The sequence below is a fragment of the Enterobacter cloacae complex sp.6700776 genome (assembly GCF_048284255.1).
GTDB lineage: Bacteria > Pseudomonadota > Gammaproteobacteria > Enterobacterales > Enterobacteriaceae > Enterobacter > Enterobacter intestinihominis.
Genome location: NZ_JBLVYK010000007.1, coordinates 92,214 through 115,010, shown reverse-complemented (window position 1 = coordinate 115,010; position 22,797 = coordinate 92,214). Strand labels below are relative to the sequence as shown.

The 22,797-nt window shown below is 53.5% G+C and carries 21 protein-coding genes and 2 tRNA genes; 7 read left to right on the top strand and 16 right to left on the bottom strand.

What is annotated here, in order from left to right; genetic code table 11:
• Nucleotides 1-5: 5 nt before the first annotated feature.
• From infB to ACNQ0T_RS13030, 4 genes are all read right to left on the bottom strand, one after another.
• On the bottom strand, nucleotides 6-2,693 hold the full coding sequence (gene infB, locus ACNQ0T_RS13045; RefSeq protein ID WP_022649517.1) for a translation initiation factor IF-2: 2,688 nt from the start codon (nucleotides 2,691-2,693) through the stop codon (nucleotides 6-8).
• A gap of 24 nt (nucleotides 2,694-2,717) precedes the next feature.
• Complete coding sequence (gene nusA, locus ACNQ0T_RS13040; RefSeq protein WP_003861798.1) at nucleotides 2,718-4,220, bottom strand: transcription termination factor NusA; 1,503 nt, start codon at nucleotides 4,218-4,220, stop codon at nucleotides 2,718-2,720.
• 28 nt (nucleotides 4,221-4,248) lie between these two features.
• Complete coding sequence (gene rimP / locus ACNQ0T_RS13035; protein WP_014833432.1) at nucleotides 4,249-4,701, bottom strand: ribosome maturation factor RimP; 453 nt, start codon at nucleotides 4,699-4,701, stop codon at nucleotides 4,249-4,251.
• A 207-nt stretch (nucleotides 4,702-4,908) separates the two neighbouring features.
• Nucleotides 4,909-4,985: transfer RNA gene (locus ACNQ0T_RS13030), tRNA-Met, on the bottom strand.
• A gap of 287 nt (nucleotides 4,986-5,272) precedes the next feature.
• On the opposite strand from ACNQ0T_RS13030, the gene argG reads away from it, so the two are divergent.
• The gene (argG, locus tag ACNQ0T_RS13025) at nucleotides 5,273-6,619 is read left to right on the top strand and encodes an argininosuccinate synthase (protein WP_022649518.1); all 1,347 of its coding nucleotides are present in this window, start codon (nucleotides 5,273-5,275) and stop codon (nucleotides 6,617-6,619) included.
• Between the two features lie 187 nt (nucleotides 6,620-6,806).
• Here the strand turns inward: argG and ACNQ0T_RS13020 are convergent.
• The 6 genes from ACNQ0T_RS13020 to rlmE form a co-directional block, all read right to left on the bottom strand.
• A tRNA-Leu gene (locus ACNQ0T_RS13020) sits at nucleotides 6,807-6,893 on the bottom strand.
• A gap of 9 nt (nucleotides 6,894-6,902) precedes the next feature.
• On the bottom strand, nucleotides 6,903-7,235 hold the full coding sequence (secG, locus tag ACNQ0T_RS13015) for a preprotein translocase subunit SecG (RefSeq protein ID WP_003861803.1): 333 nt from the start codon (nucleotides 7,233-7,235) through the stop codon (nucleotides 6,903-6,905).
• A 222-nt stretch (nucleotides 7,236-7,457) separates the two neighbouring features.
• A complete protein-coding gene (glmM, locus tag ACNQ0T_RS13010; RefSeq protein ID WP_003861804.1) occupies nucleotides 7,458-8,795 on the bottom strand; it encodes a phosphoglucosamine mutase in 1,338 nt (445 codons plus the stop codon).
• Nucleotides 8,788-9,636 carry a dihydropteroate synthase gene (folP, locus tag ACNQ0T_RS13005; RefSeq protein WP_417930119.1) on the bottom strand — a complete coding sequence of 283 codons (849 nt, stop codon included), beginning with the start codon at nucleotides 9,634-9,636 and terminating at the stop codon, nucleotides 8,788-8,790. The genes glmM and folP overlap by 8 nt, the downstream gene beginning before the upstream one ends.
• A 98-nt stretch (nucleotides 9,637-9,734) precedes the next feature.
• Complete coding sequence (gene ftsH / locus ACNQ0T_RS13000) at nucleotides 9,735-11,669, bottom strand: ATP-dependent zinc metalloprotease FtsH (protein ID WP_003861810.1); 1,935 nt, start codon at nucleotides 11,667-11,669, stop codon at nucleotides 9,735-9,737.
• Between the two features lie 102 nt (nucleotides 11,670-11,771).
• The gene (rlmE, locus tag ACNQ0T_RS12995) at nucleotides 11,772-12,398 is read right to left on the bottom strand and encodes a 23S rRNA (uridine(2552)-2'-O)-methyltransferase RlmE (RefSeq protein WP_003861812.1); all 627 of its coding nucleotides are present in this window, start codon (nucleotides 12,396-12,398) and stop codon (nucleotides 11,772-11,774) included.
• A 127-nt stretch (nucleotides 12,399-12,525) separates the two neighbouring features.
• Here rlmE and yhbY point away from each other — a divergent pair, with 127 nt between their 5' ends.
• Nucleotides 12,526-12,819 (top strand): ribosome assembly RNA-binding protein YhbY, encoded by a 294-nt coding sequence (gene yhbY, locus ACNQ0T_RS12990; RefSeq protein WP_003861814.1) that lies wholly within the window; start codon nucleotides 12,526-12,528, stop codon nucleotides 12,817-12,819.
• A 151-nt stretch (nucleotides 12,820-12,970) separates the two neighbouring features.
• Here the strand turns inward: yhbY and greA are convergent, their stop codons facing one another.
• Complete coding sequence (gene greA / locus ACNQ0T_RS12985) at nucleotides 12,971-13,447, bottom strand: transcription elongation factor GreA (protein ID WP_014171793.1); 477 nt, start codon at nucleotides 13,445-13,447, stop codon at nucleotides 12,971-12,973.
• A gap of 228 nt (nucleotides 13,448-13,675) precedes the next feature.
• Here greA and dacB point away from each other — a divergent pair, with 228 nt between their 5' ends.
• The 3 genes from dacB to pmrB are packed head-to-tail and all read left to right on the top strand — an operon-like array spanning nucleotide 13,676 to nucleotide 16,814.
• The gene (gene dacB, locus ACNQ0T_RS12980) at nucleotides 13,676-15,109 is read left to right on the top strand and encodes a serine-type D-Ala-D-Ala carboxypeptidase (protein ID WP_003861817.1); all 1,434 of its coding nucleotides are present in this window, start codon (nucleotides 13,676-13,678) and stop codon (nucleotides 15,107-15,109) included.
• A gap of 2 nt (nucleotides 15,110-15,111) precedes the next feature.
• On the top strand, nucleotides 15,112-15,774 hold the full coding sequence (gene pmrA / locus ACNQ0T_RS12975) for a two-component system response regulator PmrA (protein ID WP_003861819.1): 663 nt from the start codon (nucleotides 15,112-15,114) through the stop codon (nucleotides 15,772-15,774).
• Nucleotides 15,771-16,814 carry a two-component system sensor histidine kinase PmrB gene (gene pmrB, locus ACNQ0T_RS12970; protein ID WP_063163494.1) on the top strand — a complete coding sequence of 348 codons (1,044 nt, stop codon included), beginning with the start codon at nucleotides 15,771-15,773 and terminating at the stop codon, nucleotides 16,812-16,814. The genes pmrA and pmrB overlap by 4 nt, the downstream gene beginning before the upstream one ends.
• Before the next feature lie 33 nt (nucleotides 16,815-16,847).
• Here the strand turns inward: pmrB and cgtA are convergent, their stop codons facing one another.
• From cgtA to rplU, 4 genes are all read right to left on the bottom strand, one after another.
• Nucleotides 16,848-18,023, bottom strand: coding sequence for an Obg family GTPase CgtA (cgtA, locus tag ACNQ0T_RS12965; RefSeq protein WP_046620879.1), 1,176 nt, complete (start codon nucleotides 18,021-18,023; stop codon nucleotides 16,848-16,850).
• A gap of 15 nt (nucleotides 18,024-18,038) precedes the next feature.
• Nucleotides 18,039-19,004, bottom strand: coding sequence for a DMT family transporter (locus ACNQ0T_RS12960; RefSeq protein ID WP_003861826.1), 966 nt, complete (start codon nucleotides 19,002-19,004; stop codon nucleotides 18,039-18,041).
• 95 nt (nucleotides 19,005-19,099) lie between these two features.
• Nucleotides 19,100-19,357, bottom strand: coding sequence for a 50S ribosomal protein L27 (gene rpmA, locus ACNQ0T_RS12955; RefSeq protein ID WP_003861831.1), 258 nt, complete (start codon nucleotides 19,355-19,357; stop codon nucleotides 19,100-19,102).
• 19 nt (nucleotides 19,358-19,376) lie between these two features.
• The gene (rplU, locus tag ACNQ0T_RS12950) at nucleotides 19,377-19,688 is read right to left on the bottom strand and encodes a 50S ribosomal protein L21 (protein WP_003025032.1); all 312 of its coding nucleotides are present in this window, start codon (nucleotides 19,686-19,688) and stop codon (nucleotides 19,377-19,379) included.
• A gap of 257 nt (nucleotides 19,689-19,945) precedes the next feature.
• Here rplU and ispB point away from each other — a divergent pair, with 257 nt between their 5' ends.
• Together ispB and sfsB are read left to right on the top strand one after the other, a co-directional pair.
• Nucleotides 19,946-20,917, top strand: a complete 972-nt coding sequence (gene ispB / locus ACNQ0T_RS12945; protein WP_006812126.1) for an octaprenyl diphosphate synthase — start codon at nucleotides 19,946-19,948, stop codon at nucleotides 20,915-20,917.
• 229 nt (nucleotides 20,918-21,146) lie between these two features.
• The gene (sfsB, locus tag ACNQ0T_RS12940) at nucleotides 21,147-21,434 is read left to right on the top strand and encodes a DNA-binding transcriptional regulator SfsB (protein WP_022649524.1); all 288 of its coding nucleotides are present in this window, start codon (nucleotides 21,147-21,149) and stop codon (nucleotides 21,432-21,434) included.
• 63 nt (nucleotides 21,435-21,497) lie between these two features.
• Here the strand turns inward: sfsB and murA are convergent, their stop codons facing one another.
• On the bottom strand, nucleotides 21,498-22,757 hold the full coding sequence (gene murA, locus ACNQ0T_RS12935; RefSeq protein WP_006812128.1) for a UDP-N-acetylglucosamine 1-carboxyvinyltransferase: 1,260 nt from the start codon (nucleotides 22,755-22,757) through the stop codon (nucleotides 21,498-21,500).
• Nucleotides 22,758-22,797: the final 40 nt, after the last annotated feature.

Genomic DNA, 22,797 nt, shown 5'->3' with positions numbered 1-22,797 from the left:
GAAGATTACGCGATGGTACGCTGAATTTCGATGATCTCGAACACTTCGATCATATCGCCAACGCGAACGTCGTTGTAGTTCTTAACACCGATACCACATTCCATGCCGTTACGAACTTCGTTAACGTCATCTTTGAAGCGGCGCAGGGATTCCAGCTCACCTTCGTAGATAACCACGTTGTCGCGCAGTACGCGGATTGGGTTGTGACGCTTAATGGTCCCTTCGGTAACCATACAGCCCGCGATCGCACCGAATTTCGGTGATTTGAACACGTCACGTACTTCAGCCAGACCGATGATCTGCTGTTTCAGCTCAGGAGACAGCATGCCGCTCATCGCTGCTTTCACTTCGTCAATCAGGTTATAGATGACGGAGTAGTAACGCAGATCCAGGCTTTCAGCATCGATAACTTTACGCGCAGATGCGTCAGCACGAACGTTAAAGCCAACCAGGATAGCGTTGGACGCAGCTGCCAGGGTTGCGTCGGTTTCGGTGATACCACCTACGCCAGAACCGATAATCTTCACTTTCACTTCGTCGGTAGACAGTTTCAGCAAGGAGTCGGAGATCGCTTCCACAGAACCCTGTACGTCCGCTTTCAGAACGATGTTCACTTCGTGAACTTCGCCTTCAGTCATGTTGGCGAACATGTTCTCGAGTTTAGATTTCTGCTGGCGAGCCAGTTTCACCTCACGGAATTTACCCTGACGATACAGCGCCACTTCACGTGCTTTCTTCTCGTCACGTACCACGGTTACTTCGTCACCGGCAGCCGGAACACCGGACAGGCCGAGGATTTCCACTGGGATGGACGGACCCGCTTCCAGCACTTCCTGACCCAGTTCGTTACGCATCGCACGAACGCGACCGTATTCGAAACCACACAGAACGATGTCGCCCTTGTGCAGAGTACCTTCGCGAACCAGAACGGTTGCAACCGGACCACGACCTTTATCCAGGAAGGATTCGATTACCGCGCCGCTCGCCATACCTTTACGAACCGCTTTCAGCTCCAGAACTTCAGCCTGAAGCAGGATAGCGTTCAGCAGGTCGTCGATACCGGTACCTGCTTTTGCAGATACAGGGATGAACTGCGCTTCACCGCCCCACTCTTCCGGCATAACGCCGTACTGTGACAGTTCGTTCTTAACGCGATCCATATCGGCTTCTGGCTTATCGATTTTGTTGACTGCAACAACCAAAGGCACCTGCGCCGCTTTCGCGTGCTGGATAGCTTCAATGGTCTGTGGCATCACGCCATCATCGGCAGCAACAACCAGAACAACGATATCCGTTGCCTGAGCACCACGAGCACGCATTGAGGTAAACGCTGCGTGGCCTGGGGTATCCAGGAAGGTGATCATGCCGTTTTCGGTTTCTACGTGGTAAGCACCGATGTGCTGGGTAATACCACCCGCTTCGCCGGAGGCAACCTTAGTAGAACGAATGTAGTCAAGCAGAGAGGTTTTACCGTGGTCAACGTGACCCATGATGGTCACAACCGGTGCGCGCGGTTCAGCCGCTGCGCCCGTATCACGGTCGCTCATTACTGCTTCTTCCAGCTCGTTTTCACGACGCAGGATAACTTTGTGGCCCATCTCCTCGGCAACCAGCTGTGCGGTTTCCTGGTCGATGACCTGGTTGATGGTGGCCATTGCGCCCAGCTTCATCATCGCTTTGATGACCTGAGAGCCTTTTACCGCCATCTTGTTAGCCAGTTCGCCAACGGTGATGGTTTCGCCGATCACAACATCACGGTTAACGGCCTGAGCTGGCTTCTGGAAGCCCTGCTGCAGAGCGGAACCTTTACGCTTACCGCCTTTACCACCGCGAACCGCTGCACGTGCTTCTTCACGGTCAGCTTTAGATTCAGCGTGCTTGTTACCTTTTTTCGCAGGACGCGCCGCTTTTGTACTGCGAGTACGGCCACGACCACCTTCAACTTCACGGTCGTTATCGTCTTCTGCCTGACGTGCATGCTGAGAGGTGGTGACGTGATAATCGCTGTTGTCTTCAGTTGGTTCAGCGGTATTCACACCGTTCTTCTCGTTTTCTTCTGCCATGCGACGCGCTTCTTCGGCGACGCGGCGAGCTTCTTCTTCAAGCTTGCGGCGGGCTTCTTCTTCCGCTTTACGCTTCAGCTCGGCAGCTTCATTTTCACGGCGGGCTTTTTCAGCCTGGGCAGTTTTGGTCATTTCGTCGGTCTGTTGATTGCTCACTTTGTCTTTTTCCGCAGCGTCACGCTTCGCTTTTTCACCGGCGTCGCGTTTCGCTTTTTCTGCGGCCTCACGTTCAGCTTTTAATTCTGCTTCGCGTTTAGCAGTGGCTTCTGCCTCACGCTGAGCTTGTTCTTCCGCTTCACGCTGTGCCTGCTCTTCCGCAGCAAGGCGTTCTGCCTCTTGCGGATCACGTTTTACAAAGGTGCGCGTCTTGCGGACTTCAATTTGTACCGATTTGCTTTTGCCACCGGTACCAGGGATGTTCAACGTGCTACGCGTTTTGCGCTGCAGCGTTAACTTGTCAGGCGTAGAGCCGTGTTCACGGTTCAGGTGCGCTAACAAGGTTTGTTTTTCTTGCGCGGTCACCGAGTCATCAGCGGCCTTCGGGATCCCTGCATCAGCAAATTGCTGTACCAGGCGGTCCACGGAGGTCTGAATCTCAGCAGCCAGCGATTTTACAGTTACATCAGTCATGCTGTTCCTTCCTGCTACAGTTTATTACGCTTCGTCGCCGAACCAGCAAATATTACGTGCGGCCATGATGAGTTCGCCGGCTTTCTCGTCGGTTAAACCTTCGATATCAGCCAGGTCATCAACGCCTTGCTCAGCGAGATCTTCCAGCGTACAAACACCACGGGCAGCCAGCTTGAACGCAATCGCACGATCAAGACCTTCCAGATTCAGCAGGTCATCAGCCGGCTTCTTATCGCCAAGGCTTTCTTCCTGAGCCAGCGCCAGGGTGGTCAGTGCGTTTTTAGCGCGTTCACGCAGGGCTTCAACGGTTGGTTCATCCAGACCGTCAATTTCCAGCAGCTCTTTCATTGGCACGTAGGCCAGTTCTTCCAGCGTAGAGAAACCTTCTTCAACCAGCACAGTGGCGAAGTCTTCGTCAATGTCCAGGTATTTGGTGAAGGTATCGATCGCCGCGTGGGCTTCAGCCTGATGCTTGGCCTGAAGGTCATCAACGGTCATCACGTTGAGTTCCCAGCCGCTCAGCTGTGACGCCAGACGTACGTTCTGACCGTTACGGCCAATCGCCTGCGCCAGGTTGCCCGCTTCTACAGCGATATCCATGGTGTGTTTGTCTTCGTCAACAACGATAGACGCCACATCAGCCGGTGCCATTGCGTTGATCACGAACTGCGCCGGATTGTCGTCCCACAGAACGATATCAATACGCTCGCCGCCCAGTTCGGTAGAAACCGCCTGAACACGTGCGCCACGCATACCGACGCAAGCACCGACCGGGTCGATACGCTTGTCGTTGGTTTTCACCGCAATTTTCGCACGGGAGCCCGGATCGCGGGCCGCCGCTTTGATTTCGATAACTTCTTCGCCGATTTCCGGCACTTCGATACGGAACAGTTCAACCAGCATTTCTGGTTTAGAACGCGTCACGAACAGCTGTGCACCACGTGCTTCAGGACGTACGGCATACAGCACACCACGAATACGGTCGCCTGGGCGGAAGTTTTCACGCGGCAGCATGTCTTCACGCAGGATAACGGCTTCAGCGTTACCCGGCAGCCCTTCGGATTTGATCTCCAGAGAGATGTTATCGCGGTTCACTTTCTTCACCACGCCAGTGATGATTTCGCCTTCCTGATCGCGGAACTGATCGACAACCAGCGCGCGCTCGGCTTCGCGAACTTTCTGCACGATAACCTGCTTCGCGGTCTGGGTGGTGATACGGTCGAAGGTGACAGATTCAATCTGATCTTCAACGTAGTCACCCACGTTCAGACTTTCGTCTTCAAAACGTGCCGCTTCCAGGGTGATCTCTTTGGTCGGTTGGGTCACTTCTTCAACGATTACCCAACGACGAAATGTATCGAAGTCACCGCTTTTACGATCGATTTCTACGCGAACATCGATCTCTTGTTCGTATTTTTTCTTGGTTGCTGTAGCCAGTGCACTTTCCAGCGCTTCGAAAATCTTCTCACGCGGCAGTGATTTCTCGTTGGAGACGGCTTCAACAACAGCCAAAATTTCTTTGTTCATCGCGGGCTTTTCACCTCAATCCAGACTGTTAAAAGTGGGGAACCAGGTTCGCCTTCTGGATATTACTCAGCGCGAACACTTCATCTTTGCCTTCGACTGTCACCGTGATCATTTCACCATCAACGGCTTTGATAATTCCCTGCCATTTACGGCGGTTCTGTACGGCCATACGCAGAACGAGAGCCACTTCTTCACCGGTAAAGCGCACATAGTGCTCGGCCGTGAACATCGGACGATCGAGGCCAGGTGAGGAAACTTCCAGGTTGTACGCAACGGTAATCGGATCTTCAACATCAAGAACCGCACTCACCTGGTGGCTGACATCAGCACAATCATCAACATTGATGCCATCTTCACTATCAATATAGATGCGCAGCGTCGATGTGCGGCCGCGAACGAATTCGATGCCGACCAGTTCGTAGCCCAGTGCTTCGACCGGTGCAGTAATCATCTCTGTTAATTTTTGCTCTAATGTGGACAAGCCCACCCCCAAGACATAAAAAAAGGGCGTAAAGCCCAGTTATTCTGTAGTCAGATAACAAAAAACCCCGATAAATCGGGGCTTTAGATAACTGAACCCTATAGCCACAACTGTGGCCTGGAGCACTTTCCGAAAGAATTTTTTCAAATCCAGCTACGAAGGCTCTAAGTCTTCACAGTATATTTGAAAAAGAACTTTATAGGAAAGTGGTTGCGGGGGCCGGATTTGAACCGACGACCTTCGGGTTATGAGCCCGACGAGCTACCAGGCTGCTCCACCCCGCGCCTGAAACGTGGCAAATTCTACGCGTTTTGGACAGAATTTGCAAATAATGCTGGGATTTGGTACCGAAGACGGGACGTAAAATCGGCGTTTAGTATATTGATAGTTGACCCCACCTGTCAACCCAGCTTCTGCCAGACAGAACAGACCAAATTTTTTACAAAAAACGCACGAGTCTCTTTCGGTCTTCGACAAAAGATGATTAAATGAATACTCACTTATTTTGCATAAAAATGCACAAGAGAGCGAAAGCGGTCTCTAATCAGTCAATCAAGCAGGGTTTTATTCTATGACGACGATTCTCAAGCATCTTCCGGTAGGACAACGTATTGGCATCGCTTTCTCAGGCGGCCTGGATACCAGCGCTGCACTGCTGTGGATGCGCCAGAAGGGAGCGGTTCCGTATGCATATACTGCGAACCTGGGTCAGCCGGACGAGGAAGATTATGACGCGATCCCTCGTCGTGCCATGGAGTATGGCGCAGAGAACGCACGTCTGATTGACTGCCGTAAGCAACTGGTCGCTGAAGGCATTGCCGCTATCCAGTGCGGTGCTTTTCATAACACTACCGGCGGCCTGACCTATTTTAATACCACTCCGCTGGGTCGTGCTGTCACCGGCACCATGCTGGTCGCCGCCATGAAAGAAGATGGCGTGAACATCTGGGGTGATGGCAGTACCTATAAAGGCAACGATATTGAACGTTTCTATCGTTACGGTCTGCTGACCAACGCCGAGTTGCAGATCTACAAACCGTGGCTGGATACCGACTTCATCGACGAACTGGGTGGCCGTCATGAAATGTCTGAGTTTATGATTGCCTGCGGCTTTGACTATAAGATGTCCGTTGAGAAAGCCTACTCAACCGACTCCAACATGCTGGGTGCGACGCACGAAGCGAAAGACCTGGAATTCCTGAACTCCAGCGTAAAAATTGTTAACCCGATCATGGGCGTAAAATTCTGGGATGAGAACGTGAAGATCCCGGCGGAAGAAGTGACCGTGCGTTTCGAACGCGGTCATCCGGTTGCCCTGAACGGTAAAACCTTCTCAGACGATGTTGAACTGATGCTGGAAGCAAACCGCATCGGCGGTCGTCACGGTCTGGGTATGAGCGATCAGATCGAAAACCGTATCATCGAAGCGAAAAGCCGTGGCATTTACGAAGCTCCGGGGATGGCGCTGCTGCACATCGCTTACGAGCGTCTGCTGACCGGTATTCACAACGAAGACACCATTGAGCAGTATCACGCTCATGGCCGTCAGCTGGGCAAACTGCTGTATCAGGGTCGCTGGTTTGATCCACAAGCGCTGATGCTGCGTGACGCCCTGCAACGTTGGGTGGCGAGCGCAATCACCGGCGAAGTGACGCTGGAACTGCGTCGCGGCAATGATTACTCCATCCTCAATACCGTGTCTGACAACCTGACCTATAAAGCAGAACGTCTGACCATGGAGAAAGGTGAGTCAGTATTCTCTCCGGACGATCGTATTGGCCAGCTGACCATGCGTAACCTGGACATCACCGATACCCGTGAGAAGCTGTTCAACTATGTTGAGAATGGCCTGCTCTCCGCGAATTCCGGTAATGGTCTGCCGCAGGTTGAGAACCTGGAACACAGCGATAAGAAGTAATCGACAGCAAGACATGCAAAAGGCGCCCAATGGGCGCCTTTTTTGTGGTCTTCGTAGGCCCGGTAAGCGCAGCGCCACCGGGCAAAACGGCGGGCGGCGCTGCGCTTACCCGCCCTACAATAGATCGGAAACACAGAATGTACAGACGAAAAAAAAGACGTCTCGCGACGTCTTTCTTCTGGAATATTGGTACCGAGGATGGGACTCGAACCCACAAGCCCGTTAGGGCACTACCACCTCAAGGTAGCGTGTCTACCAATTCCACCACCTCGGTACTGAATACTTACTGCGGGATATCGCTGGTTGGCTTAGCCGGTGCAGCTGGCTGAGTTTGCTCAGTTTTTGCTGGCGCGCTCAGGTTTTCCCACTCGCTTCCTTTACTGGTCTTGTTGCTATTGATATTGCCCAGCACCAGACTGATGATGAAGAACAGCGTAGCCAGAATCGCCGTCGTACGGGTCATGAAGTTCGCAGAACCACTTGAACCGAACAGCGTACCGGAAGCGCCTGCTCCGAAGGAGGCTCCCATATCAGCGCCTTTACCTTGCTGCAGCATAATCAGCGCTACGAGAGCGATGGCTACAATAAGGAAAATAACTAAAAGAGCTTCGTACATAATCAACCTGTTCCTTGCGGATTTGCCGCATACCAATGCTTCGACCAATTAGCAGGATTTTGTTTCCCACTGAAGCGGGTGTGAATACTAACCAAAGCGAATCACCTTCGCAAGGGCATTTTCGAGGCATTGTATCAACTGCGGAAAAAAACAGCAAAAAGCCATTAATTGCTTAAAACAAAGGCGGCAAACGCCGCCTTTTTAAACACTTATTCTGAAAGATTATGCAGCTTTCACTGCATCCGCAATGCGGTGCGCAAATTCAGTTACCTGCGCTTCGTCTTCACCTTCCACCATCACGCGGATCAGCGGCTCGGTACCCGACTTACGCAGCAGGACGCGTCCACGGCTGCCAAGCGTCGCTTCCACCTCTGCCATCACCGCTTTCACGTTATCATTTTCCAGCGGGTCGCCTTTACCAGCGGTGAAACGCACGTTCACCAGGATCTGCGGGAACATTTTCATGCCGCTGCACAGATCGTGCAGGCTCATATGGTTACGCGCCATCGCGGCAACAACCTGAAGCGCCGCCACAATGCCGTCACCGGTGGTGGTTTTATCGAGCAGGATCACGTGGCCGGAGTTTTCCGCGCCAATGCGCCAGCCTTTTTCCTGAAGTTTTTCCAGCACGTAGCGGTCACCCACTTTCGCGCGAACAAACGGGATGCCCAGCTGTTTCAGCGCCAGCTCCAGACCCATATTGCTCATCAGCGTGCCCACCGCGCCACCGCGCAGTTGCCCCTGACGCAGGCCTTCACGCGCAATGATGTAGAGGATCTGATCCCCGTCGACCTTGTTACCTTCGTGGTCAACCATGATCACACGGTCGCCATCGCCATCCAGGGCAATACCCAGATCGGCTTTTTCAGCCAGTACACGCGCCTGCAAGGCACGCACGTCTGTCGCGCCGACTTCTTCATTGATGTTCAGACCGTCCGGCTCGCAGCCGATGGTGATCACTTTCGCGCCCAGCTCGCGGAAAACATTCGGCGCAATGTGATAGGTCGCACCGTTTGCACAGTCCACCACAATTTTGAGGTGTGCCAGGCTCAGTTCATTCGGGAACGTGCCTTTGCAGAATTCAATGTAGCGGCCTGCGGCATCGACAATACGGTTGGCTTTACCCAGCTCAGCGGAGTCGACACAGGTGATCTCTTTCTCCATTTCCGCTTCAATCGCCTCTTCCACGTCATCCGGCAGTTTAGTGCCGTCGATGGAGAAGAATTTGATACCGTTGTCATAGAACGGATTATGAGAAGCTGAAATGACGATGCCCGCTTCCGCACGGAAGGTACGAGTCAGATAGGCAACAGCAGGGGTCGGCATTGGCCCCGTAAAGGAAGCTGAAAGCCCCGCCGCCGCCAGCCCGGCTTCCAGCGCGGACTCCAGCATATAACCCGAAATACGGGTATCTTTACCAATAATGATCTTACGGGAGCCATGACGCGCCAGTACCTTACCCGCCGCCCAACCCAGCTTCAGGACAAAGTCAGGGGTAATTGGCGCATCGCCTACGCGCCCACGGATGCCATCGGTACCAAAATATTTACGATTACTCATAGCGTTTGTTTTCCTTCGCTGCCAGTGTGGCTTCCACCACACGCATGGCTTCTACTGTTTCTTTTACGTCATGGACGCGAATGATGTGTGCACCTTGCATCGCGGCAATCACCGCGCAGGCCAGACTGCCGCTCAGACGTTCGTTCGGCCCGACATTCAACAACTGACCAATCATCGATTTTCTCGACATTCCCACCAGCAGTGGCAGGCCGAACTGATGAAACTCTGATAAGCGCGCAAGCAACGCGTAATTGTGTGAGAGATTTTTACCGAAACCGAAGCCCGGGTCGAGCAGCAATTTCTCTTTTGCGATACCCGCACGTTCACAGCGTTCGATATGCTCAATAAAGAAGCGGGTGACGTCGGCAAACACATCTTCATATTTTGGCGCCTCCTGCATTGTCTTAGGCTGGCCCTGCATATGCATCAGACACACCGGTAGCCCGGTTTCAGCGGCGGCTTCAATTGCACCCGGCTCGGTCAGCGAGCGGATATCATTGATAATGTGAGCGCCCACTCTCGCCACTTCACGGATCACTTCGGGTTTGGAGGTATCAACGGAGATCCACACTTCAAAGCGCCGGGCGATAGCCTCCACCACCGGCACCACGCGCGCCAGCTCTTCTTCCAACGAAACCTCCGCCGCGCCAGGCCGCGTTGACTCCCCTCCAACGTCAATGATGGTGGCACCCGCGTTGATCATTAAATTCGCGTGTTTAACCGCGTCGATAAGCGAGTTATGCGTGCCGCCGTCAGAGAAGGAATCAGGCGTGACATTCAGGATCCCCATCACATGCGGATGTGAAAGGTCGAGATGCGAGTCCTGGGCGAAGAGTTTCATGGCTAAATCCCTGTTATTTGCATGGTTATATAAAAAAGAAAAACCCCGGAGCACGCTCCAGGGTTTGATGTACAGACAAACGCTTCAACAGCAGTGACTTACTTGTCGCCCAACTGCTCTGACATGGTGTTGCCCGGGTTTGGCGTACGCGGTTCATCGACCGGACGCGGTGCACGCGGGGTGCCATTGTTGTCAGAATTGTTAGACGCGCCTGGGTCTTCCCAGCCTGCTGGCGGACGCACTTCGCGGCGCGCCATCAGGTCGTCAATCTGCGGTGCATCGATGGTCTCATATTTCATGAGCGCATCTTTCATCGAATGCAGGATGTCCATATTGTCGTTCAGGATCTGACGGGCGCGAGCGTAGTTACGTTCAATCAGCGCTTTCACTTCCTGATCGATGATACGTGCCGTTTCATCGGACATATGTTTCGCTTTTGCCACAGAGCGGCCCAGGAATACTTCGCCCTCTTCCTCTGCATACAGCAGCGGACCGAGTTTGTCGGAGAAGCCCCACTGAGTCACCATGTTACGCGCCAGGTTTGTCGCCACTTTAATATCGTTCGACGCACCGGTGGAAACATGTTCCGCACCGTAGATAATCTCTTCAGCCAGACGACCGCCGTACAGGGTTGAAATCTGGCTTTCCAGCTTCTGACGGCTGGCGCTGATCGCGTCGCCTTCAGGCAGGAAGAAGGTCACACCCAGCGCACGACCGCGCGGAATAATCGTCACCTTGTGTACGGGATCGTGTTCCGGCACCAGACGACCGATAATCGCGTGGCCCGCTTCGTGATATGCCGTGGACTCTTTCTGCGCTTCCGTCATCACCATGGAGCGACGTTCCGCACCCATCATGATTTTGTCTTTCGCTTTCTCGAATTCCACCATGGACACCACGCGCTTGTTACCGCGAGCGGCAAACAGGGCTGCTTCGTTGACCAGGTTAGCCAGATCCGCACCGGAGAAGCCTGGAGTACCACGCGCGATGATTGCCGCGTCGATATCTGGCGCCAGCGGTACGCGTCGCATATGCACTTTCAGAATCTGTTCACGACCGCGAACATCCGGCAGACCGACCACAACCTGACGGTCAAAACGGCCTGGACGCAGCAGCGCAGGGTCAAGTACGTCCGGACGGTTAGTTGCCGCGATAACGATGATACCTTCGTTACCTTCGAAGCCGTCCATCTCAACCAGCATCTGGTTCAGCGTCTGCTCACGTTCATCGTGACCACCACCCAGGCCTGCGCCACGCTGGCGGCCTACGGCGTCGATTTCATCGATGAAGATGATGCACGGTGCTGCCTTCTTAGCCTGCTCGAACATGTCACGCACACGAGATGCACCGACACCCACGAACATTTCAACGAAGTCAGAACCTGAAATAGTAAAGAACGGCACCTTCGCTTCACCCGCGATGGCTTTTGCCAGCAGGGTTTTACCGGTACCCGGAGGGCCGACCATCAGGACGCCTTTCGGGATCTTACCGCCCAGTTTCTGGAAACGGCTCGGCTCGCGTAGGTATTCAACCAGTTCACCCACCTCTTCTTTTGCTTCGTCACAACCTGCTACGTCAGCAAAGGTGGTCTTGATCTGGTCTTCCGTCAGCATACGCGCCTTGCTCTTACCGAACGACATGGCACCTTTGCCACCACCGCCCTGCATCTGGCGCATAAAGAAGATCCAGACGCCGATAAGAAGCAGCATCGGGAACCAGGAAATGAAGATAGAAGCCAGCAGGCTTGGTTCTTCCGGCGGCTCGCCTACCACTTTGACGTTTTTGGTCAGAAGGTTATCAAGCAGCTTAGGATCGTTCACCGGAATGTAAGTCGTGTAACGGTTACTATCTTTCTTGGTAACGTTGATCTCACGTCCGTTGATACGCGCTTCGCGAACCTGGTCCTGATTGACCTCTTGCAGGAAGGTAGAATAATCCACCTTGCGGCCATTCGACTCGCTGGGCCCAAAGCTCTGGAAAACTGACATCAGCACAACGGCAATGACCAGCCAGAGTATTAGGTTTTTCGCCATGTCACTCAAGGGATTAACCTCATATTACAACTGTGTTAAAAACAGCGTCAGGATACTCTATATCCAGTTTCATTCAAACTTTCGCCTGAAATCTACCGGTTATCATTTTCGCCCGGTCGCTACAATATACACTTCACGGGAACGGGCCCGGGAAGAGTCCGGCTTACGAACTTTGACCTTCGCAAACAGGGAGCGAATTTCCTTAAGATACTCCTCGAAACCTTCGCCCTGAAACACCTTCACAACAAAACTACCACCAGGCGCTAGTACATCACGACACATTTCTAACGCTAGTTCCACCAGATACATGGCGCGGGGGATATCCACCGCCGGTGTTCCACACATATTTGGTGCCATATCCGACATGACAACCTGGACCTTACTGTCACCTACACGATCAAGTAATGCTTTAAGCACTAATTCATCACGAAAGTCGCCCTGAAGGAAGTCGACACCGACGATGGGATCCATTGGTAAAAGATCGCATGCGATGATTCGGCCCGTTCCGCCGATCTGCGTAACCGCATACTGGGACCATCCGCCAGGTGCCGCACCGAGGTCGACCACCGTCATTCCCGGTTTAAAAAGTTTGTCACTTTGCTGTATTTCATCAAGTTTAAACCAGGCGCGGGAACGTAACCCCTTTTTCTGCGCCTGTTGAACATATTTATCGCTAAAGTGTTCCTGAAGCCAGCGGCTGGAGCTGGCAGAACGCTTTTTACCTGTCATTTAACATTTCCGTCCTGGTTCATCGTTACTTGCCTGTGACGTAAATTTCTACGCAGCTATTTGGCGATATTAGGGAGATGGCGGTAGAATGAACCGTTTTCAATCCCAACGTAAGCAAAAATATACGATGAATCTGAGTACTAAACAAAAACAGCACCTTAAAGGTCTGGCACATCCGCTCAAGCCTGTAGTGATGCTTGGCAACAATGGTTTGACCGAAGGGGTGCTTGCCGAGATTGAACAAGCGCTGGAACACCACGAGCTGATCAAGGTGAAAATCGCCTCTGAAGACAGAGACACTAAAAACCTGATCGTGGAAGCCATCGTGCGCGAAACCGGCGCCTGTAATGTACAGGTCATCGGTAAAACGCTGGTGCTCTATCGCCCATCTAAAGAGCGCAAAATCTCGCTGCCACGTTAAGGATATCCTGAATCAAACACATTTTCTGTGTGAAACGAGGGATTTCTTTCAGCAGGCGAGCAAAATGCCATGCTCCTTGAGTTGATAAAAGGCCGCTATGCGGCCTTTTTCTTTTCTTTACAATGTATCAACATCTTAGAAGAGAAGCGAATTACAGGTATTCAACCTTAATAATTTCGTATTCCACTTCGCCACCTGGGGTGCGGATAGTCACAACATCATCCTGCTCTTTGCCAATCAGGCCGCGAGCAATCGGGGAGTTCACCGAAATCAGGTTCTGTTTGAAGTCCGCTTCATCATCACCCACGATGCGATAGGTTTGCTCTTCGTCGTTGTCCAGATTCAGGACGGTGACGGTAGAGCCGAAGATCACGCGACCGTTGTTTGGCATTTTAGTGATATCGATAACCTGCGCGTTGGACAGTTTCGCTTCGATATCTTTGATACGCCCCTCGCAGAAACCCTGCTGCTCACGCGCCGCGTGGTATTCAGCATTCTCTTTCAGGTCGCCATGCTCACGCGCATCCGCGATAGCGGCGATGATTTCAGGGCGACGTACGGATTTCAGAAAATCCAGCTCTTCGCGCAGTTTTTCGGCACCACGTAAGGTCATCGGAATAGCTTGCATTTGTTATACCTCTTAAACATTCCTGTTGGGAGCAGTGTTCCCTGCTCCAGCCCACCTGAACAGGCCAGAAGCAAAAAGAAAACCGACCCGGGAGCAACGCCCCAGGTCAGCAGCAATTTTTCAATTTGATACGCATTTTACCGCGAAGTTCACTATGGGTCATCGTTTACTTTACAGTGCCATGCACCGTAGTATGACGGTTTGTTTTCGGGTTGTTAGCGCGAGATTATGCGATTTTCCAGTTTTATCATCGGATTGACTACCAGTATAACGTTCACCGTTCAGGCCGCGAATGTTGATGAGTACATTAATCAACTGCCCGCCGGCGCGAACCTTGCCCTGATGGTGCAGAAGGTTGGCGCGCAGGCTCCCGAGATTGACTATCACAGTCAACAGATGGCGCTGCCTGCCAGTACCCAGAAGGTGATCACTGCCCTCGCCGCCCTGCTCCAGCTCGGGCCTGACTTCCGTTTTACTACCACCCTTGAAACCAGAGGTAACGTTGAGGGTGGCGAACTGAAAGGCGATCTTATCGCCCGTTTTGGTGGCGATCCCACCTTTAAGCGCCAGGATGTCCGCAACATGGTGGCGGTACTGAAAAAATCCGGCGTAACAAAAATTGATGGCAACGTGCTGATCGACACCTCCATTTTCGCCAGCCACGATAAAGCGCCTGGCTGGCCATGGAACGACATGACGCAGTGCTTTAGCGCCCCGCCAGCCGCCGCCATCGTTGACCGTAACTGCTTCTCCGTATCGCTTTACAGCGCGCCAAAACCCAATGACTTAGCGTTTATCCGCGTGGCGTCTTACTACCCGGTCACGATGTTCAGCCAGGTGCGGACGCTGGCGAAAGGCTCCCCGGAGGCGCAGTATTGTGAGCTCGACGTGGTACCGGGCGATCTCAATCGCTATACGCTCACCGGCTGCCTGACCCAGCGGGCCGATCCCCTCCCGCTGGCCTTTGCCATTCAGGATGGCGCAGGCTATGCCGGTGCCATTTTTAAAGATGAACTGAAGCAGGCGGGCATAACCTACACCGGAACGCTGCTGCGCCAGACGCAGGTGAATGAACCAGGCACGGTGATTGCCAGCAAACAGTCCGCGCCACTGCATGATTTGCTTAAGATTATGCTGAAAAAGTCGGATAACATGATTGCCGACACGGTGTTCCGTATGATTGGACACGCGCGCTTTGGTGTGCCAGGAACCTGGCGGGCCGGTTCTGATGCCGTACGTCAGATCCTGCGCCAGCAGGCGGGTATCGATCTGGGCAATACGATCGCTGTCGACGGTTCCGGTTTATCGCGCCATAACCTGATCTCACCGGCCACCATGATGCAGGTGTTGCAGTACATCGCTCAGCATGACGCTGAGCTAAACTTTATTACAATGCTTCCGCTCGCCGGACACGATGGGTCACTTCAGTACCGTGCGGGCCTTCACGCTGCAGGCGTGGATGGCAAAGTGTCAGCCAAAACGGGTTCCCTGCAGGGCGTTTACAACCTTGCCGGTTTTATCACGACAGCCAGCGGGCAACGCATGGCCTTTGTGCAGTATCTGTCCGGCTATGCCGTCGAACCGGCTGACCAGCGCAATCGTCGCATTCCACTGGTGCGTTTCGAAAGCAGGCTCTATAAGGACATCTACCAGAATAACTAGCGATGAAACTACTGATAGTTGAAGACGATCTGTTATTACAGGAAGGGTTAGCGCTGGCACTGGGGAATGAGGGCTACGCCCTGGATTGTGCCGCCACGGCGGCTGAAGCAGATGCCTTGATCCAGAGCGGAGAATACAGCCTTGTGATCCTGGATTTGGGACTGCCGGATAAAGACGGCGCGACGCTGCTCTGCCAGTGGCGTCGTCGCGGAGTGGAGAATCCCGTATTGATTCTCACCGCCCGCGATGCCATTGAAGACAGAATTAACGGGCTGGATTCTGGCGCTGACGATTATCTGGTAAAACCCTTCGCCCTTGCCGAGCTACAGGCTCGCGTACGGGCGTTAATCCGCCGCTATCAGGGCCACAGCGACAACCTGCTGACGGACGGGGATATCACCCTCAATCTGCAAACTCAGCAGGTGCTGCGCCAGTCTCAGCCTGTGGAAGTGACCCCAAAAGAGTTCGCTCTGCTGACGCGTCTGATCATGCGCAGCGGGCAGACCGTGCACCGTGAAACGCTGCAACAGGACATCTACTCCTGGCAGGACGATCCAGGATCAAACACGCTTGAAGTTCACATTCATAATCTGCGCCGCAAGCTCGGTAAAGATCGCATCAAAACCGTACGTGGCGTGGGTTACCGTCTGGAGAGCCAGAAATGAACAGTATGCGCCGGCGATTAATGGTGTTGCTGGCGGTTATACTGCTATTTTTTCAACTGGTTAGCGTAGTCTGGCTGTGGCATGAGAGCCGCGAGCAAATCGGTTTTCTGGTGAATGAAACGTTGTCTGCGAAAGCGCGCAACAACCATGTCGAAAAAGAGATCCGCGAAGCCATTGCCTCCCTGCTGGTCCCTTCTCTGGTGATGGTCGGTTTTACCCTGTTCTTCTCATTCTGGGCCGTCACCTGGATCACCCGACCACTCAACAAACTTCGCGTCAGCCTTGCGAACCGTTCGGCGGATAATCTGACTCCCCTGCCGATGTATTCTGATATGGAAGAGATAGGCGCTGTGACCACATCGCTCAATCAACTCCTCGCCCGGCTGGATCACACTATTCAACAGGAACGCCTGTTTACCGCCGATGCGGCACACGAGTTACGTACGCCGCTTGCGGGGATCAGGCTCCATCTGGAACTGATGGCTCAGTCCGGTTCCCCGCAGGCCACACCACTGATAAACCGGATCGATCAGTTGATGCACACGGTGGAACAGCTGCTGATGCTGGCGCGTGCCGGACAGGCGATGGCCAGCGGCCATTACGATACCGTGAACTGGACTGAGACGATCATTGCTCCGCTTAGCCTGGAGCATGAAGCCAAAGAGCATACGGTGATATGGCCGGCCCACAGCGCGATGACGGTACAGGGCGACGCCGTCCTGTTACGTCTGATGCTAAGGAACCTTCTGGAGAATGCCGCCCGCTACAGCCCGGCAGGCACAACCATTGAAGTGGCATTAACAGCGACGGAGAGCGGTACCCGGGTGAGCGTTACCGATCAGGGGCCGGGTATTGATGAGGCACACCGCCAGTCGATCACCGAACCTTTCCGACGTCTCGACCAGCGCTACGGCGGCAGCGGCCTTGGGCTGAGCATCGTACAGCGTATCGTACAGCTCCATCATGGCTATTTAACGCTGGAGAACGGCGCTGAGGGCGGCCTCATCGCCAGCTGTTGGTTACCGGCGAAAATAGGATAAAAAAAAGCCCCGTTAAGGGGCTTTATACTGAGGTTAGTGCTTGTAGATGAACTCGACGCCTTCTTCGTCGTCTTCATCCCAGTCATCGTCCCAGTCTTCATCATCTTCATCCGCTTCCAGCTCTTCGAGCTGCTGGCGGTGGTAGTCATCCCACATGAATTCAACTTTTTCAGGCTGTTTCGCCTCTTCTGCCTGAACAACCGGATTCTCGATGATAAAGGTCATCACATCCCAGCAGAGATCTTTCACGCCAACCTGGCTGGCGGCAGAGATCAGGTAGTACTTATCTTCCCAACCCATCGCTTCGGCAATCGCTTTAGCTTTCGCTTCAGCTTCCGCTTTATCCATCAGGTCGATCTTGTTAAATACCAGCCAGCGCGGTTTTTGCGCCAGTTTTTCACTGTATTTCTCCAGCTCACCGATAATGATACGGGCGTTTTCAACCGGATCGGAACCGTCGATTGGATCGATGTCGATGAGGTGCAACAGTACGCGACAACGCTCAAGGTGCTTCAGGAAGCGAATCCCCAGACCGGCGCCTTCTGCTGCCCCTTCAATCAGACCCGGGATGTCAGCGACCACGAAGCTCTTCTCGTTATCCATACGGACAACGCCCAGGCTCGGTACCAGTGTCGTAAACGGATAATCCGCCACTTTTGGTTTCGCCGCAGAGACCGCACGGATAAACGTCGATTTACCGGCGTTTGGCATACCCAGCATCCCCACATCCGCCAGCAGCATCAGTTCCAGTTGCAGGTCGCGCTTATCACCCGGGGTACCCATGGTTTTCTGACGCGGGGTACGGTTAACGGAAGATTTGAAACGGCTGTTACCCAGACCGTGCCAGCCGCCTTTCGCCACCATCAGGCGCTGACCGTGTTTGGTCATATCACCCATGGTTTCGCCCGTGCCCTGATCGATGACACGCGTACCTACCGGCACTTTGATCGTCACGTCTTTACCGCGTTTACCGGTACAGTCGCGGCTCTGGCCGTTCTGCCCACGTTCGGCGCGGAAAGATTTTTCGAAACGGTAGTCGATCAGCGTGTTGAGGTTTTCATCCGCCTCCAGCCACACGTCGCCACCGTCCCCACCGTCACCGCCGTCAGGACCGCCACGAGGAATATATTTTTCACGGCGGAAGCTTACACAACCGTTACCGCCATCACCTGCCACGACCAGAATCGTCGCTTCATCAACAAACTTCATTTTACTCTCCGTAACTCATTCGCCTGAGCGGGGGACTATTACAACCGCTTCATTTTTGCGCCAACGCCCCCAGAGACGATGACCAATGGCGGAATACATCGCGCCCGCAACCACGACAAACGCACCGAGATAACCCAACAGGTTGAGCATCGGCTTGACGAAGACATCGGGCCAGGCCATTGATAACAAATCTGAAAATAACAGCGTAAACAGCGGGGTAAGCGTGATTAAGGCGCTCACCTGTGCTGCCTGCCAGCGCGCCATGGCTTCAGCCAGCGCGCCATAACCGACCAGCGTGTTCAGCCCACAAAAAATGAGGCACGCCAGTTGCCAGTCGCTGAGCTGGGTAATCACCCCCGGCTTAGCTAACGGCAATAATGCCAGTGTACACAAAGTGTACAGCAAAAAGAGGATCTGCTGTGAGGCAAGACGACGCAATAACACCTTTTGCGCGACGCCATAACTCACCCAGACCGTTGCTGCACCCACCCCAAAAATGACACCCCAGGTGTAATCCGTCAGGCGGGTAAAAATCTCGATCAGACTGGTGTTAAAGAACATCACCAGACCGCAAAGCAGCATGCTTGCCCCGATGATCTGCGTACCGCGCATCTTCTCCTTGAGGATGAATACGCTGGCGACCATCATGCCGACCGGTGATAGCTGACCAATCACCTGCGACGCTGTAGGGCTAAGATATTGCAGGGAAGAGCTGAACAGAATGAAGTTACCGAACAGACCGCCCGTCGCGATAGCCAGTAACACCAGCCAGCGCGGTTTTCGGAAGATGCGCAGCGGTGGCAGCTTACCTTTGACGGCCAGAATGGCGCCCAGGCCTATACTTGCCATCAGGAAGCGATAAAACACCACCGTGGGCGGTTCCATCACTTCCAGTACCTGCTTCATTGCAATTGGCAGTGCACCCCAGCACATCGCGGTAGTGAGCGCCAAAAGAATACCAATGCCGGCCTGCTGCTTCATGCCCGTTTTCCCTACAGAAAATTTTCCGGGTTTCCAATGTAAAAAGCCCCGCAACACGTTGCGGGGCTTTAATCCGTTACCGGACCGAGAAAACCTTACTCAGCAACGATGCTGATGTATTTACGGTTGTTCGGGCCTTTAACTTCAAATTTCACTTTACCGTCTGCTTTAGCAAACAGAGTGTGGTCACGACCGCAACCTACGTTGGTACCCGCGTGGAACTTGGTGCCACGCTGACGAACGATGATGCTACCCGCCAGAACGGATTCGCCACCGAAACGCTTAACGCCCAGGCGTTTAGCTTCTGAATCGCGACCGTTACGTGTGGAGCCGCCAGCCTTTTTATGTGCCATTTAAATCTCTCCTCAGGTCTTAGGCGCTGATGCCAGTAATTTTCACATCAGTGAACCACTGACGGTGGCCCTGCTGCTTACGATAGTGTTTACGACGACGAAACTTAACGATTTTAACTTTCTCGCCACGACCGTGAGCAACAACTTCAGCTTTGATAACGCCGCCATCAACGAAAGGAACGCCGATTTTGACTTCTTCACCGTTTGCGATCATCAGAACTTCAGCGAACTCAACAGATTCGCCAGTTGCGATGTCCAGCTTTTCCAGGCGAACGGTCTGACCTTCGCTTACTCGGTGTTGTTTACCACCACTTTGGAAAACCGCGTACATATAAACTCCGCTTCCGCGCACATCCTCGTATGATTCAGAGTGCGCTATAAATATTCACAATAGGGCGCGAATATTACGCAAAACGCGAGCCTTTGACAAGTGCTACCATCAATACATGAAGAAAAAAAACACAACACGTACGGTAACGTTTATCTGAGCCATTTTTTCAGTACAATCAGCAATACTATTTATAAACCGAAACCCTTTGTGTACCCATCTCGTGTGGGATAAACAGGATAAAAAGCCCGGCTTTTGCGATGAATTTAGAAAAAATCAATGAGTTAACCGCGCAAGATATGGCGGGTGTGAATGCAGCAATCCTGGAGCAACTCAACTCTGACGTTCAGCTGATCAATCAGTTGGGCTATTACATCGTCAGCGGCGGCGGTAAACGTATTCGTCCGATGATTGCCATTCTGGCCGCACGCGCGGTTGGCTATCAGGGAAATGCCCACGTCACGATCGCGGCGCTGATCGAATTTATCCACACCGCCACCCTGCTTCATGACGATGTTGTGGATGAATCAGACATGCGTCGTGGCAAAGCCACCGCCAATGCCGCGTTTGGTAATGCGGCAAGCGTTCTGGTAGGGGATTTTATCTATACCCGAGCCTTCCAGATGATGACCAGCCTTGGCTCGCTGAAGGTGCTGGAAGTGATGTCAGAAGCCGTAAACGTTATCGCTGAAGGCGAAGTCCTACAGTTGATGAACGTCAACGACCCGGATATCACCGAAGAAAACTATATGCGGGTGATTTACAGCAAGACCGCACGTCTGTTTGAAGCCGCCGCGCAGTGCTCCGGCATTCTGGCTGGCTGTAGCGAAGCTCAGGAAAAAGGGCTTCAGGACTACGGCCGTTACCTCGGCACCGCGTTCCAGCTGATTGATGATTTGCTGGACTACAGCGCGGATGGCGAAACGCTCGGTAAAAACGTTGGCGATGACCTGAACGAAGGCAAACCAACGCTGCCGCTGCTCCACGCGATGCGCAATGGCACACCAGAGCAGGCGAAAATGATCCGGGAGGCTATCGAGCAGGGAAATGGTCGCCATCTTCTGGAACCGGTACTGGAAACAATGGCCATCTGTGGTTCCCTTGAATGGACGCGTCAGCGTGCTGAAGAAGAAGCAGACAAAGCCATCGCCGCAATTCAGGTCATTCCCGACAGCCCATGGCGTGATGCGCTAATCGGCCTCGCGCACATCGCCGTCCAGCGCGACCGTTAATCCCCTCCTCATCTCCCTGCGATCTCGTAGGGAGGTTCCAGTACGCACCAATAAATTACATTTACGCGTAAGCTCATCAGGTTACAGGCCGTATGTATAAAGCCGTGCCTTATTCTGAATATTGCTTCTCGTAACATGAACTTTTTAGAACAGATGTTCGAAGTGAGTATAGTAATGCTGTCTTTTCACACGAAACGACGTGGACGATAACGAACACAAGGACAGCATTATGGATACAAAATTCATCGACTGGCATTCTGCTGACATTATTGCGGCACTGCGTAAAAAAGGGACATCGCTGGCTGCCGAATCACGTCGTCATGGGCTGAGCTCGTCGACGCTGGCAAACGCCCTGACCCGCCCATGGCCGAAGGGGGAACTGATTATTGCGACGGCGCTGGATACGCATCCGTGGGTGATATGGCCGTCACGCTATCACGATCCCATTACTCATGAATTTATCGACAGAACGCGCATGATGCGCCAGAGCAAAGCGAAGAAAGCACATCAGGACTGATGCACCCGGATTTACAGGAACAGCAATCCCCCGGCCTGTTCTGGCAGGGGGGTGCCGGAACGATTACTCGCCCTTCACACGCTCGATATTCGCACCCAGCGCGCGCAGTTTGTCTTCAATACGCTCGTAACCACGATCGATGTGGTAGATACGATCGACAACGGTAGTCCCTTCTGCAATACAACCTGCCAGTACGAGGCTCGCAGACGCGCGCAGATCGGTCGCCATCACCTGCGCACCGGACAGTTTTTCAACGCCGTGGCAAATGACCGTGTTGCTTTCAATCTCAGCATGCGCACCCATACGGATCAGTTCCGGTACGTGCATGAAACGGTTTTCGAAGATAGTTTCCGTGATGAAGCCTGTGCCTTCGGCCACCAGGTTCAACAGGGTGAACTGTGCCTGCATATCCGTCGGGAATGCCGGATGTGGCGCAGTGCGCACGTTAACGGCTTTAGGACGCTGCCCGTGCATATCGAGGCTGATCCAGTCTTCACCAATTTCAATGTCCGCACCCGCATCGCGCAGTTTCGCCAGCACCGCATCCAGGGTATCCGGTTGTGCGTTACGACAAACAATCTTACCGCCAGAAATGGCAGCCGCTACCAGGAAAGTACCGGTTTCGATACGGTCTGGCAGTACGCGGTACACACCACCACCCAGACGTTCAACGCCTTCGATGGTGATACGGTCTGTGCCCTGCCCGCTGATCTTCGCCCCCAGCGCGACCAGGAAGTTCGCGGTATCCACGATTTCCGGCTCTCGGGCGGCGTTTTCGATGATGGTAGTGCCTTCTGCCAGCGTAGCAGCCGACATGATGGTTACCGTTGCGCCCACGCTCACTTTGTCCATGACAATGTGCGCGCCTTTCAGGCGACCATTGACGGACGCTTTAACGTACCCCTCTTCCAGCTTGATCTCCGCGCCCAGCTTTTCCAGACCGAAGATATGCAGGTCGACTGGACGGGCGCCGATAGCGCATCCGCCCGGCAGTGAAACCTGTCCCTGACCGAAACGCGCCACCAGCGGGCCAAGCGCCCAGATGGAAGCACGCATGGTTTTCACCAGCTCATACGGCGCTGAGAAGTTGTTCACGTTGCTGGCATCGATCCAGACGGAACCGTTACGCTCCACTTTGGTGCCCAACTGGCCGAGCAACTTCATGGTCGTGTCGATATCTTTCAGCTTCGGTACGTTCTGGATCTCTACCGGCTCTTCTGCGAGCAGCGCAGCGAAAAGAATGGGCAGCGCGGCGTTTTTAGCGCCAGAAATTGTGACTTCGCCCTGGAGACGCGTGGGTCCCTGTACACGAAATTTATCCATCGTTTGCTCTCTTATAAATTCAACCGTGCTGCGGGCGCTT